Genomic DNA, 15,312 nt, shown 5'->3' with positions numbered 1-15,312 from the left:
CCTTGTTATCTGGGGCGTACACGGGAGCGAAGGGCCGCACCGTCGGGTCTTTACCGATGCGCGACTGATAGGACGTAAATGCCCACCAGTGCAGAGTGAAAAACAAAAGGCCCGGTAGGGCCCGTGTCAATCGGTGGATTTGCCGCCACGCCACACTGAAATAGTTGTATTTACTTACCTGCATAGGCAGTGGTAGGTACAGAGCTTTGTTTGGGATCGGCATGTGGCTCAGCGCTTGCTACCTTGGTGGGGCAAGCGCTGGCTCGATGGAAGCGTACTATCCCCAGGCCATTCGTTTCGGAGCTCGTTTCAAGGCGCGATCAGACAGTAATGGCCGCTCTGTTCACGATCTCGGTAGTCACCGCGTTGTACAGGTCTATTTCAGTTTGCTGTGTTTTGATCGAGACGACCAGACTGTATCGAGCCTTATCATGGAATCGCTTCTTCGATACCAGGGCCTTCCACCATCCTGGGGCGGGGTAGACACCGAGTATGCCCAGGCCTGCCAGGTCTGAGGCTGGGCCTTGCCACACATCCGAATGAAGAGAGCCGCGATGGCGCGCATTCACGCCAATCAACCAGCGGTCGTCCGATGCGCTGGAGACAATCGGAAGCCCCTCTTCCTCATCGCGAGCCCGCTTGTTAATCCGGTGGCGGAAATCAATCACGTCTTCGTTGGGGCGGCTTACCTGGAAGCGAAGCCCATGTGATTCGTAGCGATAGCGCCCCTTTAGACCGCGCTCAGCTACCCCGGGGTTGGGCTCGATGAAGTACGACAGGGTGACACGCATTTCAACTTCGGTCTCGCCTAGGTCGATCAAAGCCTCTTTCGGCCATGGCAACTGGTGAAGATGCATGTCGAAGGCAGTGGGCGGCTTGGATTGCACGCGGGTATAGGGCTTCAGTTCATCTTCGACGATGAGGGTCAGAGTGTTGGAAGCACTCCACAGCGCTCGCCCAATGTCGGGCACACCGAACCCGCAGGTACGCACGAGGTTTTCATACGACCCCTTGGCGTTTCCTCTGAGGAAGTCTAGCTTCATGCGCTCAGTCCACTCAGCGGAGTGGACAATCAACGCACGGACGGTCTCGGGCCATAGCTCCGGGTAAGCCGCCGATATCTGGGCAGCCATTCGCGCGGCGAGCGCTGAGGCTGCGCTGGTCGCCCAGGTGGTGGAGAAAAGGCGTTCTTGAGGCCGATGAGAGGTGGTGAGCAGTGACAACGATGTGTGGCTAAACGCACCAATTTCGTCCCGAATGAGATTTCCCCCTTCGAACACGACATCAGGCTTCAATGGCCATGGGGTGTTGAGCCAAAGTCTCGACGTCGTGCTGTAAGGACTCAAGCTGCCGTGGGCGGCCAATGCAGTAGAGTTTGGGTATGGTGGAACAATCCTGTCCTTGAGCGTGTAGGCGCCGACGCAGAGCGCATTCCAAGACTGACCAGGATCGTGGATACCGTCGGTGATGTTGCTATTGGGGTATTCCACCCACCCAGACTCCTTGGCGTTACCGGCGGAGACAATCATCAACCGAGGATTTGCGCGTTGGCCCAGAGAGTCAGAGGTAAGCATGTCCACTGCGGATGACCACGCTGAAGGCCGTCCCCTGTCTCGGTCATCGATGCTGGTGACCGCCATGCTGAAAATGCGTTGTCTGAAGGGGTTGGAGATTTCGGGATACGCCACCGCTCGCAATGTCAACGCACCATAAGGCTCGCTGGAATCGCTCCGATCCGCTTGAAGCAGCTTCACAGATTCAAGCCGATGCGAAATTGTGACAGGGCTGTTGCCGTCGAGGGGTTCTATCAGATCGCCGTACAGCGCGACGCCGGCGAGCCCTGTGCCATGCCCCTGACGATCATCGATGCCCCATTCGGCATTGACGGTGTGCAGATCGGCGAGATCAATATGGGCTGATAGCAAGGGATGACCGGGATTCACGCCGGTATCGAGCAGGCAAATTCGAAGATTGTCATCTGCGGCCGGCGTGGTTCTGCCGGTGAGATGAGTGACCCAGGCCTGCTGCTCCATGGGCGGTAGAGCGTCGAAAAACTCAGCCGTTTCTTTCGCTCTTCGGATCTCTGCTACCTCATTTAGCAAGTGAATCGATTCGACTATTGCCGCGCGTGATGCAAACACGTTGATGACCGTGCGCTCGGGGAACATGAGAACGTGCTCTGAAGTCCTGATGCGAAGCACTGCAGCAATTGTCCTGAATCGTTGTTCAACTGCCGCCTGATTATCACGCGCCGGAAGCCAGAATTCCCACCAGACAACCTGCTGGTCCTCCTCGGGCAGCATATGAGGAGCATCTGTCCACAACGCTTCGAAGGTAGCTGAGCGGATTTCGGCAATGGGATTAAGCAGAGGGGTGTTGAGAGGAATGTCTTTCTTCGAGCTTTCGGTGAGGTATTTCGTCACCAGCTTTTCGAACGCAATCAGCTTTCCATCGGGGACGAAGACTGTCGCGAAGTGAGTGTCGGTTGCTTTATCAAATCGGACGTTTAAAAGCTCTATACGTTCTTGTCCGCGGGCCAGCCCTTCAAAGACAAGGGGGAAGGAAGGTTCGCTTACGAATTCAATTTGAAGCCCAAGGCCTTTCTCTTGACCATTTGCCCGTTGGAGGTTCACAGCATCGTCGAGCTGCACCTGCACACGCTGCAGGTGCCGTCTCAACAAATCCCCATGGGTCCTGCGGTCCCGCTCCGGGTACAAAGGATCCCGCTTGGCGCTGATCGTCGACTGGAACCTTTCGGCTTTCCCTGTCTGCTTGAAGTGGAAGTGTCGTCGCTGTCCTGCGTTCGGTTCCGTCATTGAAAAGCTCTACCGACTCATATTCGTTGTCGTTGGTGGAAGGCCTTGCGCTCCCCAAGGTGCCTTTCCACGTCCCTAGCATCTACCTGGGCACGGTCATCTATGATCGCATCCTTGATAGCGTCATCCGCTGCCCGCGTCAGTTCCGCATAGCTGAGGCCCGCTGCAGCCTCGGCTAATGCATCCCAGTTACTGAGTTTCTTCGAAAAGTTCGCCAGGCGACTTTTGAGTGCGGCCTGGATCTGTTCGCTGTTGGGCAACCCATATTCGATAACATCATCGAAGCGGCGGAACAAGGCGTGGTCGAGAATTTCAGGGTGATTCGTGGCCGCGATAATCAGGCTGTTCGATTGATCTTGCTCAATCATCTGCAGGAAGCTGTTCAGCACCCGGCGAATTTCACCGACGTCATTTGCCAAACCACGTTGAGAGCCGATGGCATCGAACTCGTCGAAGAAGTAGATGCCTCGAGTATCACGAATAGCGTCGAACACTTGGCGTAGTTTGGCTGCAGTCTCGCCCATAAACTTGGTGATCAGGCTGTCCAGGCGGACGACGTACAGAGGGATCTTGAGCTCGCCGGCGAGTGCCGAAGCGGTCATGGTCTTGCCGGTACCTGGTGGCCCCACGAGCAGCAGCTTCCTGCGCGGGGATAGTCCGTGGGCACGAATCTTCTCGAAGTTGCGTTGCTCGTTGATAATCCGAGCCAGGCGGCCGTGTGTACCTTCGTCGAGCACCATTTCCGAGAAGCGAGTGCTCGGCATGGCCACCGACAAAAGGTTGCTCAACTCGCCGCGCGGCTGACCAATAGGTACGGGTTGGCTGGGCGGCAGTTGATTTCGCTTGCTGACCGCTGCGTCGATTAGCGTGCGCAGGTCCTGGGCGAGTTTGCCATGACCTTGTTTGGCTTCGTGTGCGGCCATCTGCATGGCGACGGAAAGGAAATGGCTATCGTCCCCTTTGATGTGGGAACGTAAAAGTGCCTTCAAGTGCTCGCCGCTAGCCATGGTTTTCCTGCCTTTTCGATATCTATAGTGTAAACGTTCTGACCCAATGCTTTCCGTGCTTACGCCCTCAAAATGAGGCCGTTGGTCATTAGCAGTACTGTGCTGCTGACGCTCGGCCTACGGCGATTGCCATCCAGGAGGGAAGGCGACCGCGGATCGATGACAGTGCTTGCCACTCCGCCCCAGACATCTTTGAACGAATCTGGCGAGCAGTCTCTTCGGCGTGCTTGGGCCCTAGCCACGCCAGCGCGCGAAGCGCATTCCCGGCCTTAGAGCTACCCAACGTCAGCAACCATTGAGGGGCATGCCGAACTAGCGCCACTTGGTTCCCGACCTTCAAGTGCTGCGTGCGGCCAGAGGTCAAAAAATCCTCATTGCCCTGCGGGGTGGAGGTTAGGCCGAGAAGTGCCGCTGCTTGCGCACCTGCCAAGACAATAGCCGCCTTACCTTTGTCCGCCATGGACTTCACCACCTTTTCCAGGGTTGGGACAGCTCCTTTGGCCCCTGAAACCGCACGCACATAAATGCCTCGCGCTACTCGGCAGAGCATTCCTCCCCTTGTCAGTCTAGAAAACGCCTGATCAATGGCGGCCCGACTTCCCAAGTGCAAAAACTCCTTGGGGGACAGAATGGTGCCAGCCGGCAGAGCGTGGGAGCATTCCAGAATGATCGACGGTAAGGACATCGGAAATTTCCAAGGTTAGTTATGTCAGATATTAAGTATTTTATCTGACATAAAAAGCAAATGGATTGTGGTGAGCCTGATTACTTGTCCACCCCACAATGCCGTATTGTGCCGCGCAGGTCGTCACACGACAGTGGACGTGCGGGAAATAAGAGCAGGGCTCCAAGATCATCAGGCGCAATTGGATCTGGAGTGTGGATTGCACGGAAACGTCATCCTTGTGGTCGCGGCATCGGACTTCGGTCTGTTGGCATGCGACCCAGCCCTTCGGGCTTAGCTAAGCAAGAGCTGCGACTACCATCCCGCGTGTTTTCTTCAATCAAGGGCGCCCTCTGGCGCCTTTGGCGTTTCTGGAATTTGAAAACCTTCGATAATTCAACGGCCTTCCCGCTCGGTATACAGTGCGTGAGCTATCCGATGGTGACCTGTTTTATGTACGCCCTGGTCCTTGGGTAGTGATCCCTTCGCTCCAGCCGCTGAGCCAAGCGAGGTATCAAAGCAAAGATTTGCGCCTGCCTGAGCCAAAGATCTCGGTCCGTCCCATAGTGACGGAGGATCTCGTCCTTCACCTGGCGTAGGAGGCAATCATCACGCTTATCCCAATCGACATGGCGGTAGCATCTAACCGGTTTGGGCATTTGGGCTGCTTGCGTATCAAGCCAAGCCCGATCATTCCGGTGCAACCAGGCATACAGTGCGGGGTGCTTGCGTCGAAGCTCGTTGATGGGAAGTAATGGGAAACGCTGTCGAAGATTGATCCAAGCCCCGCGATGGACAGCCAGATTGTCGGCGGCTTGCTGAGCTACCCAAGAAGCTTGAACGCCACGTTCGAGCCGAAGCAGCTTGTTCACCGTTGAAATGGTGATCTGGAACTCCTCACAGACCTGATGCTTTGATGCACCCTCAGCGAGCTTAGCAAGCAAGCGCTTCCTGACATCGGGTTTCAGATGCTTAGGTCGGGGGTGCCCGCGTTGAACTGGGAAACCGTTCTCCGGCTTCAGAAGTGAAGCCTGAAGTGAAACGGGGCTGGGGGCTTGAGGAAGAACCTCACCATAGCAACGCACAAATGATTCGATATTGCCGAACAGCCAGGTAATCATCAGCAGATGCTTCAAGGGATGAAAACTGCGGCGCGGTGCCCGAACCATCTGATCTATAAATCTACGCGTAGCGTCCAGATTGCGAGGCGTATTGGTAAACGGGTGGAATCTGCGAATGGGCTCCAAGTGGGCATGGAAGCTTTCAGCCGCCCCTTCATTTGGCAGCGATTCTCGATATGCCCTTGCAACGCCCAAGGGCTCGAAATGATGAGCCAGACCAAGACTGGCCAAGTCGCAGCATGCCTTGGCGATTTGGGAGAGCCGTACGAGCTCCGCCAGATGTAACGTCCCATAGCTCATTTCACCAAGGGTGCTGGGAGCAGGCAGTGTCCAACTGAAGCGACCACTCCATCGATGATTCCTCGTGCATTCGGACAGCGCTTCCCGATGAGTTGAGCAGATCAGGACACCTGGGTATTGGTGCTCCAGGTGCCAATACGAAACCCCAAACTCTTCAATGTCTCGTCTCATGCAGCATAGGCAAGCCTTGAGGGGATGATCTGCACCAAAGCCACCACAGACCAAGCCAAGCCGGTATTTCAATGAACCCACGGCTGAACTGCGTAAGCGAGAAATCGCACTCTCAATCATGGAGCGAGATTGAAAAGGAGCGAAGACGGGAAGAATCGTCCGATTTTCGAGGATCTCCAGGGCGTCTCCCCAGCGCCCAGCAGTATTTTTTTCAAACGTATCCAGACCACAGGGCAGGTCGTGCTTGATGCTCCGCTCTGAGAGAGCGAACAGCTCTCTGGTCGTCACGGCGGGTTGGAGGTTGCTAGACAGAAAATGCAACCGACTACAGAGGCTGAAGAAGGTCTCGCCCGGTAGCCAAGCGGGAAAGGTACCTAGACAGGGAGCGTCCATAGACCCAGCTCCATGCGAGCGTAAGTGAAAGCCTGCTGTGGATAACTTATTTTAGCTCAATAGTAATTGTGGATAGTGTTATTAGAAATAAGCGTAAGCGTAGATATTCAACAAACCTAGGGGTGTGGATAACTCTAAAGTTATCCACGGATGCAGAAATTAGACCTTTTGCACACATGGTTTAGAAAAGCTTTTGTATATCAAACAGCTACGATGATAGACCGGAATCTTGTGTACGCTTGTCACAATATTTTTTGAGTTGTCAATAGCGCTTTCATAGCGTTACTATGCGCGGTGATGGGCATAGGATTAATCGAGGATTGATCTAACAGAACGTGGTAAGACTGAATATTGGTAATTAGTATTTGCCAAGTAGCTGAGGCTGCAAAGCCTTACGACCCAGCTCAATACGTAGTTTAGAAAGGTACGAGGTAAAAATATGATTAATTCTGGCTAGCCGCGGTTTGTGGAGACCCAGAATAGACAAGGGCTTGGATTTTACACCAAGCCCCTGTGTCAAGATTGGACCCCTGACACAATCATTGTCTATCCGCGTACGCGGGGCGTCAAGCCCTGCTGTCTCCCCTCGCCCCTAGAAACGTAAACCGGGTGTCTGAAAAAGCACTTGGCCGGGTGCGTACGTCTGTCGTATGCCGAACTCATGCATGGCCACCTCTTAATTTAGGTAGCCGGAGTGTGGACAACAATGATTTCTGAAAAAACTCTAAAACGGATCAAAGATCGTCAGGGAAGTTTCCACTGGGGGGATCAGTACGTTCCCGCGATTTTTGCCGTGCCAGGCGAGGCCCCTAAGATTTCTCGCGTCTGTCGTCTAAACAGCCGGCGGCTCGGCCGAACGCTTCACCTGATGTCCATTCCTGAGCGCGTGTTCGCGCAGTTGGCATTGTTCAACCCTGCTGTGTTTGAAATTCATGAGCAGAAAATCCTTCATCCGATGCCACATGTTCACCCGCTGCACGGCCATCCATTGACTATGGGCACGAGCCTAAATCCAGTGGAGGGCACGCTCGCCGCAGCAAAGAAGATAGGAATGGAGCATGCACGGGTTGTGATCACGACATCAAGTGGCGAACGCCAGTGGTCTGCCTACCCCTACATAGGGGATTTACTCGTCTATCTAAATTATCCGGGAATCACACCGTACGCTCTAAACTGGAATATTAAGCTGTCTAAGTATGATTTCATGGAAAAACGGCGTTCAAAATTGAAGTCCTTAGAGGCCCGAAGGAAAGATAAAGAGCGTGCTAATTTACGCCTCAAACTCGAAGAAACATATTATTCAAGTGCTGGTATAAGAACAGTAAATCTTTCACTCGACGATATAGACCCTATTGTCATGGCCAACTTGGATCAGATGTTCGGTTTACATGATCGTCCTATGACGCTCGATACTCAATTGCTAGAGGACTTTAGCGCTGAACTGATAAAGGATTTTGATAGCGGTCGTGCTTTGGCGCCCGCTGCTATCGCGTATGGTAAAAAGTGGGGGCATCGAGATCAATTCATTGCACGGATATATCAGGATATCTGGAGTCGAGCGCTGCCAGTAGATCTGTTTCAATACATACAAATTGACCAACCACTTGAACGGGCTCAGTGCGAAGTCATCGATCACTATCGCGGTTTCTTTTCGGAAGCCGATCTATGATGGCGGGATCTCGGCTCACCGCGCCGGAGGGGTGCGGTGAGCTTGTCAAAGGACACGATTACTACTTTCTCATCAGCGACGAGAGCTGTAACCGTGTCCGGATGGTTGAGTTCGACGAAAAAGGGTCCTCCGCCAAGCTGCTCACGATGACCCGCATACGCTTCGAGGCGGCACTAGAAGACGGTGAGATCGTAGAGATAGGCAGCCACGATTATCCGCCGTGGCTGGAGGATAGCGCAGGGGTAGAAACCAAATGGCGCGAAAGCAGACGAGTTAGCGCGAAACGATCGTATGAGGAAATGGTTGATCAGCGCCTCATGTACATCGCTGAGCTGATTCCTAAAAGAGCTGAAATATTGGCCTCAGAGGATCCTGAACTAATCATCAATGCTCACGCTAGAGCTACAAAGAAGACGCAGAATACTGTGCGAATAAGGCTGTGGTTCTTCACATATCTGGTGTTCGGGCAGACGAAATGGGCGTTAATGCCCCGCTATGAGCCCTGCGGAAAGTCGCCCAGGAAGGAAGAAAATTGTAAAAAAATGGGCCGCCCTTCAGGCAAGGGGAAAAATCACGGGTATCCCGTAACATCTGACATGAAAGTAAAGATTCTGGATGGATTCTTAAAACATAAACGGGTGGATAAAACCAAGGACGATATCTACGGAGACTCACTGAGAAAGACGTTTGGTTGCCGTATTCGCGAAGGATCAACGGGAAAAGAGTTCTATCACCCTACAGGTGATCCTTTTCCAAGTTTCACTCAATTCTGGAATTGGGTGAAAAAGCAAACACAGCCGGCAGCCCTTGCAATTGAAATGAAAGGACCAAGCGCTGCACGGGCAAAATCTGGCGACATCGGAACTTTTGCGCAGATGATTGGCAATCTAAACCAGCAGCTGGAATTTGATGGCTATTATCCGAGCGAAAAAATTTCAGGAATCATAGAAGGAGCGCCACTGGATTCATTTTGCGTGGTTCGAGTCGCTTGTAAGCTATCAGGAGCAATTGCAGCATTAGGATTCGCGAGAGGCAGGGAGAGCCTGGAGGCGTATCGAATGGCGTTATTTTGTTTAGCAATTGGGAAAGTCAAATTCTGCGAACTTTTTGGCATTTCCATAGAGTTGGAAGAGTGGCCATGTGAAGGTCTTTCAAGTCAAATGATCTTTGACAGAGGACCCGCAGTACACATGAATGTGTCTGATGCCAAGGACTGGCTAGCCCGTTTGGAAATTACGCCTACGCACTCTGGTCAATCAAAAGCGACGGTTGAGTCTTCACACCCGAGGGACAAACAGCTGAACGATGAGGCAGCGTACGTTCATAGCGGTCTAAATCTCGTTGAGATGGCTCGTAGAGAAATTCGGCGAGCTATAAAGGACAACGAAAACTCCGATGCAAGCGACCGGATGGATGAGGATATGTGGCTGGCAGGTTTCTCTCCAACCCCGCTGAATGTGTGGAAATATCACGATGCTTTAGGCCGCAACCATGGTATCAGAATGCCCTTCGACCAAGCTGTCAGGGCATTTTTAACACCCATGACTACGGTAATAAAGCAACGAGGAGTATATTTTTTGGGTCGAAAATATAACTCTAAAGAATTAACTAATACCGGAATATTTGACCGTGTTGGATCCGGCCGATCTATTAAAGTTGAAGCATACAGCATGACGATGTGCGTACGTCACATATGGATTGAGGTTGAAGGTAAGCTCTACGAGCTAAATTTCGTTCTTTCCGCAAGCACAAGAGTTGGCAGCGAGGATATTTCCCTGGAAGATCTTCAGTTCATCAACCAATCACGGCTCCTAGCTCAAGCAAAACGCCGGAACGAAAAGGTAGCCATTGATCAGCACCATTATCAGGAATTTGAAAAGGACACTGGTAAGTCTTGGCACGCCGGCGTAAGGAAATTGGGACGTCCAAAAAAGAGTGCAGAAACGCAGCGGGACTTGGATGATCAAAGACGACTGGTGGGTGACAAAGCATGATCGAAATAATGCGAACAAGATTCGACGGTTTGTTAGACATCGAGCATATTCGAAAAAAGGTAACGATTCGTCCAGAACCCGTCGGCGACATCGATCATCTGCCCCCTATGTTAGCTGCGCATTTCTTAGAAATGACGCTACGGCGAATTTTTCTACCAAATCAATTCAGTCTTGAGCTGATCGCAGAGCTGGTCGGAAAAGCAGCGGCACACTCGGCTCTACGATCAACATCAGAACAAGTATTTGTCAAAGAAATGTACTATCCAACTCCAGTCGAAACGTTTCCAATCTGCCTAACTGGCTTAGCCGGCGTAGGTAAATCGGCGACCATCGAAGCGCTTCTTCGTGCACTGCCCGGCCCCGCAGAGTTCAAGATAGATCATTGTATGACGTCTCTAACAGCGGAGTCCCACTGGTACGCCAGCGCAAAGGGCAAGTCATCCGGCAAGCAACTCCTGGCAGATTTCCTCGGCATCGAGCCGACGACCCGTGAAAATGCAGCAAGTCTCCAATCTAGAGCACAGCAGCAGGCAAACATGCGTGGTATCTCACTGGCGATACTTGAGGAAATGCAGCATTTAACGCCAGGGAAAGGTGTAGCTTTAACAACCGACTTCCTTCTGACCATGTCCGGTATCGGCTTGCCTATGGTATATGTATCGAATTTCAGTCTGGGACATAAGCTGCTCCAGCGTAATCAGGAAGATACTCAACGCTTGGTAGCACAACCAAGAGTGATGTGGCCGGATGCTCCAGAGTCTACAGTCTGGGCTGATTTTATAGATGCATGTATTGCTGCTAGCGCTGGTCGTGTACGTTCCGAGCGAAAGGTTTTTTCACATGAAATCTATCGTGGAACTTATGGGCTAAAACGCGCAGCCATCCACCTGATTGTGCAAGCGTATGTTCAGGCTCGCTCGCAAAATCGCAACTATATTGAATTAGGAGACATTCATGCTGCCTATATATCTAGTGCTTATTATTCATACAGAATAGATGTAGAAGAACTGGAGCGCATCGCAATTAAACAGAAAACCAAGAGGTACGACCTTCTATGCCCATTCGGCACTCCCACTCGGTCAAATGTAGTGCAATTCATAAGGACGGAACGTGATAACCGTGTCGCACAAGCCGCTTTCAAATGTGCGCTTACGGCTGAAGAACGTGAAACGCACAAAAGCCTGAAGCTGGATACCGACATGAAGGCTCAAGCCCCGAAGCGCCCTAAACGAAAGCCTCTAGGAAAACCAACGAGTGATGACTTGGGGAACGCCTTCACTAATTTTTTTGATAATAATCAAGACGACTAATACCTGGAACGATCCGGGTGCTCTAAACGCATGAGCTCATCAATGCTTCGCAAGCTTATACCTTTACTACGCAAATTATCGAGAAGTGCTTTGAAGCTCCCATGTACGATTGCTATAGCGTCTATAATACCTCGGCTGTACATGATGTCGGGGCGATAGTTATTTCTTGTATCTGATATTCTTCTAGAGGCTGCTAAGTACCAATGGATTGCGCTCAGACGGTCTTTGGATATTTTCCCGGCAATACACGATGATGTGACGTCATTTGTAAGATGTATGAGTACAGATTCAAGGTCACTGGCGATTTCTGACTCACCGATCTCAGCAAAGATCTTTGCGAATGCTAATTGTCTTTCGTCAAGATTTTTCTCTGATTCATATTCATGGAAATATCGGCCTCTACATCCTTCCCATAATAGTTCGTGACCATATCCCGAACCGTGACCAGCGATATTACGACCGCAAACGGGACATTTTCTACAAATTACGGTGTTGTGCTTCGCGCATACGTCGACATATCTATGGTCACGCCTCCAGTAAGGGAAACCAAGTGTATCAATATCTTCTTTTAGACAGTCGAGGCAAACCCCAGCCAGCTGACTCTCGGTTTCGAATCTTGTCGAACTTCTTTGATATTTATATCGGGCGTAGCTGATTTGGCTGGAATCCGGGAAAACTGCCACTTGGGAATAACTTGTGTGGTCGTGAAGCAGGCGGTTAAATCCGTAAGTATCAGACCTTCCAATCATATCAGCGATAAATCCAATAGATTCTCCCCGCATGTAGTATCTAGAGATTTTCTTGAACTCAACCGACTCGGGTGAGCGTGGATCGACAAAGAAATGCCTTTCCACAAAGGAACGTAGGGACTCTTGCGGTTGGATGGTCAGCAGCAAGGTGGCGCACCAGGGGTGTCAAAGCACGAGAGAGGCGAGGTATGTCACATCGCTTGGAGCCCATTAAGCCTCCAAGCGAGACTGACTTATTTATTTCGAGACAGACTTAATTATTTGAGATCACAATAGTGTTGCCGATTAATAAACTTTGTCACAAAGTCTCTTGCATTTCGCGGCCTAGCGAGGAGGCTGCTTCTAGGAAAGCAAAAATAAAGGTTGTCACAAAGCAAAATTTTTCAAAATTTCTCGGGCTTTTTCGTTTAATAAAGGTTGTCACAACAATAAGGGTTGTCACAGCAAAGGTTCAGCCAGAGAAAAATCACAGGAAGGACCCCGTGCTAAAACCCCAAAAAAATTATGATGGTATCTTTTAGGGGCGTGGTAACCGGTGCGAGCGCTCCTGGCTGGGAGCCCCCTACAAATCGTTGGGTTGGGCATGGATTTCTCTGAGATACATCTTGGGGGGGGTTGCTACTTTTCCGAGCGCAGACGCGCCAACCAGACTGACTGTTTTCCGCTACCAGGCAGGTTTAAAACCGTCCAAGGATACGCCTGTATCCTCACTCATGAAGTCGCTCAATCATGACGGGTCAACCCAGGGCTCGCCATCTTCCGGGCGCCGCAGGACTCAGTGAAGTTCGTGGAGGCGAGTTCCCTGAGGTGACACCGAGTTCATGTCGCCAAGCTCCTTCACCATATAGACCGCAGAGGTCGGACAAAGGCTCTTGAACTCCTCCGAACTGGAAATTGCCTTTGGGGCTTGAGATCGGTCTCTGTGCTCATATCCCCGAGCCTCGAAGAAGTCGGGTGCTGTAGTGGTCAGCAGGTGAAGGCTCCGGGCTCCGTCAGCTTCCGCTATTCGCTCAAGTGCTTTGAGCAGCTGGGTACCGATCCCTGACTTACGCTGGGCCGGTACGACAACCATTGAGCGGATCAGACGAGTCCGACCACTTCCTTCAATGCCCCCGTATCCCAGCTCCGTTTCTCCACGGTGAAAGGAATAGAACATTCGGTCGGGCTGCAACAGGTCATGGGTCGGCAAGCCCGCTGCAATCAGATGCGCAGCCAGTCGTTGGATTTGATCGGTACCGAGCAAACGAACAGAGATATCAGACTGGTTCATTGGGGACTCTGGGGATGGTATCGACGGCCAGTATAGGGCCCAGAACGCGGGCTATTTCCAGTTTTATGACATCCCGTATGGCGCGGCGATTGTAAATATCTGCTTTACCGTATATTTGAATCGGCATATATTCGAATTTTCAGATATTGGCCGCAAACGCATTCCCCAGGAGGTCACATGCGGGAACCACTGACTCCCCCCATCGTTTTCAAATGCCTGGCTGATGACACCCGGGCCCGGATGACCCTGCTGATCGCCCGTGAAGGCGAACTCTGTGTCTGCGAACTTACCCACGCGCTGGAGCTGAGCCAGCCGAAGATTTCCCGTCATCTTGCCCAGTTGCGCGAGGCTGGAATCCTGATGGATCGCCGCAAGGGTCAATGGGTGTATTACCGACTGCACCCCGAACTGCCTCAGTGGGTGGACGCGATGCTGAAGGGAGTGGTCGATGCCAACCAGGAATGGTTGAGCCCCGATGCATTGCGCCTTGCCGAAATGGGCGAGCGGCCGCAGAACCCTGTTGCTTGTGCTTGAGACTTCCCTTCGCTGATTGAGTTGTAGTCATGCTGATCGCATTTATGATTTTCCTGGTGACGATCGTTCTCGTCATCTGGCAGCCCAAAGGCCTGGGTGTGGGCTGGAGTGCCGCACTGGGGGCCGTCGTGGCGCTGCTGGCGGGCGTCGTGAGCTTGTCCGATATCCCCGTGGTCTGGCAGATCGTCTGGAACGCTACCGCCACCTTCATCGCCGTCATCATCATCAGCCTGCTGCTGGATGAGGCGGGCTTCTTCGAGTGGGCGGCATTGCACGTGGCGCGCTGGGGCAAGGGCAGCAGCCGCAAGCTGTTTGCCTTCATCATCCTGCTGGGCGCCGCCGTCTCGGCGTTGTTCGCCAACGACGGTGCGGCACTGATCCTGACTCCGATCGTCATCGCCATGCTGCTGGCCTTGCGCTTTTCCCCGGCAGCGACGCTGGCATTCGTCATGGCGGCGGGTTTCATCGCCGATACCGCAAGCTTGCCGCTGGTGGTGTCCAACCTGGTGAACATCGTTTCCGCCGATTACTTTGGCATTGGCTTCAGCGAGTACGCCTCGGTCATGGTGCCGGTGAACCTGGTAAGCATCGCCGCCACCCTGGGAATGCTGCTGTGGTTCTTCCGCAAGGACCTGCCGCGTACCTATGAACTCGACCAACTGAAGGCTCCCGAAGCCGCTATCCGCGACAAGGCGACGTTCGTTGCCGGCTGGTGGGTGCTTGCGCTGTTGCTGGTTGGCTTCTTCGCCATCGAGCCGCTGGGCGTTCCGATCAGCGCCATCGCTGCTGCCTGTGCGCTGATCCTCTACCTAATCGCCGCCCGTGGGCACGTGATATCTACCCGCAAGGTACTCAAGGACGCGCCTTGGCAGGTCGTGGTGTTCTCGCTTGGCATGTACCTCGTGGTCTATGGCCTGCGTAACGCGGGCCTCACCGAATACCTGACGCAGATCCTCAATGTTTTCGCCGGCTACGGGATCTGGGGCGCATCCCTCGGGACGGGGCTGCTCGCTGCTGGCTTGTCGTCGGTCATGAACAACATGCCCACTGTGCTGGTCGGGGCCTTGTCGATCCATTCCGCCGAGGCTACCGGTGTCGTGCGCGAGGCCATGATCTACGCCAACGTCATCGGCTGTGACCTCGGTCCGAAAATCACCCCCATCGGCAGCCTAGCCACCTTGCTGTGGCTGCACGTGCTGGCCCGCAAGAACATCGTCATCACCTGGGGTTATTACTTCCGCACCGGCATCGTCCTGACGCTGCCGATCCTGCTTGCCACCTTGGCCGCATTGGCCATCCGCCTGAGCTTTTGAA

The 15,312-nt window shown here is 52.8% G+C and carries 11 protein-coding genes; 5 read left to right on the top strand and 6 right to left on the bottom strand.

Annotation, left to right across the window (positions count from 1 at the left end; genetic code table 11):
• Positions 1-320: 320 nt before the first annotated feature.
• The 4 genes from PSCI_RS08975 to PSCI_RS28520 form a co-directional block, all read right to left on the bottom strand.
• Positions 321-2,816: a S8 family peptidase gene (locus tag PSCI_RS08975; RefSeq protein ID WP_084709907.1), complete on the bottom strand. Its 2,496-nt coding sequence runs from the start codon at positions 2,814-2,816 to the stop codon at positions 321-323.
• 17 nt (positions 2,817-2,833) lie between these two features.
• Positions 2,834-3,823 (bottom strand): AAA family ATPase, encoded by a 990-nt coding sequence (locus PSCI_RS08970; protein ID WP_045485414.1) that lies wholly within the window; start codon positions 3,821-3,823, stop codon positions 2,834-2,836.
• An 88-nt stretch (positions 3,824-3,911) separates the two neighbouring features.
• Positions 3,912-4,508 carry a DUF6088 family protein gene (locus tag PSCI_RS29755; protein WP_045485412.1) on the bottom strand — a complete coding sequence of 199 codons (597 nt, stop codon included), beginning with the start codon at positions 4,506-4,508 and terminating at the stop codon, positions 3,912-3,914.
• 410 nt (positions 4,509-4,918) lie between these two features.
• Positions 4,919-6,472 carry a TnsD family Tn7-like transposition protein gene (locus PSCI_RS28520; RefSeq protein WP_084709906.1) on the bottom strand — a complete coding sequence of 518 codons (1,554 nt, stop codon included), beginning with the start codon at positions 6,470-6,472 and terminating at the stop codon, positions 4,919-4,921.
• 706 nt (positions 6,473-7,178) lie between these two features.
• Between PSCI_RS28520 and PSCI_RS08955 the strand changes: the two genes are divergently transcribed.
• The 3 genes from PSCI_RS08955 (at position 7,179) to PSCI_RS08945 (ending at position 11,445) form a co-directional block, all read left to right on the top strand.
• Positions 7,179-8,141, top strand: coding sequence for a hypothetical protein (locus PSCI_RS08955; protein ID WP_052483370.1), 963 nt, complete (start codon positions 7,179-7,181; stop codon positions 8,139-8,141).
• Positions 8,142-8,287: 146 nt separating this feature from the next.
• Complete coding sequence (locus PSCI_RS29750) at positions 8,288-10,135, top strand: transposase (protein WP_231906393.1); 1,848 nt, start codon at positions 8,288-8,290, stop codon at positions 10,133-10,135.
• Positions 10,132-11,445 carry an ATP-binding protein gene (locus PSCI_RS08945; protein ID WP_045485408.1) on the top strand — a complete coding sequence of 438 codons (1,314 nt, stop codon included), beginning with the start codon at positions 10,132-10,134 and terminating at the stop codon, positions 11,443-11,445. The genes PSCI_RS29750 and PSCI_RS08945 overlap by 4 nt, the downstream gene beginning before the upstream one ends.
• Here the strand turns inward: PSCI_RS08945 and PSCI_RS29035 are convergent.
• Together PSCI_RS29035 and arsN2 are read right to left on the bottom strand one after the other, a co-directional pair.
• On the bottom strand, positions 11,442-12,341 hold the full coding sequence (locus PSCI_RS29035) for a hypothetical protein (protein WP_144403221.1): 900 nt from the start codon (positions 12,339-12,341) through the stop codon (positions 11,442-11,444). The genes PSCI_RS08945 and PSCI_RS29035 overlap by 4 nt on opposite strands.
• 628 nt (positions 12,342-12,969) lie before the next feature.
• Positions 12,970-13,464 carry an arsenic resistance N-acetyltransferase ArsN2 gene (arsN2, locus tag PSCI_RS08940; protein WP_045485407.1) on the bottom strand — a complete coding sequence of 165 codons (495 nt, stop codon included), beginning with the start codon at positions 13,462-13,464 and terminating at the stop codon, positions 12,970-12,972.
• A gap of 177 nt (positions 13,465-13,641) precedes the next feature.
• On the opposite strand from arsN2, the gene PSCI_RS08935 reads away from it, so the two are divergent.
• Both PSCI_RS08935 and PSCI_RS08930 read left to right on the top strand, forming a co-directional pair.
• Positions 13,642-13,998 carry a metalloregulator ArsR/SmtB family transcription factor gene (locus PSCI_RS08935; protein WP_045485405.1) on the top strand — a complete coding sequence of 119 codons (357 nt, stop codon included), beginning with the start codon at positions 13,642-13,644 and terminating at the stop codon, positions 13,996-13,998.
• Between the two features lie 29 nt (positions 13,999-14,027).
• Entirely contained in the window at positions 14,028-15,311 is a 1,284-nt protein-coding gene (locus tag PSCI_RS08930; protein WP_045485403.1) for an arsenic transporter, read from the top strand.
• Position 15,312: the final 1 nt, after the last annotated feature.

The sequence above is a fragment of the Pseudomonas sp. StFLB209 genome (genome assembly GCF_000829415.1).
GTDB lineage: Bacteria > Pseudomonadota > Gammaproteobacteria > Pseudomonadales > Pseudomonadaceae > Aquipseudomonas.
This window is presented reverse-complemented; position numbering and strand designations above follow the sequence as displayed.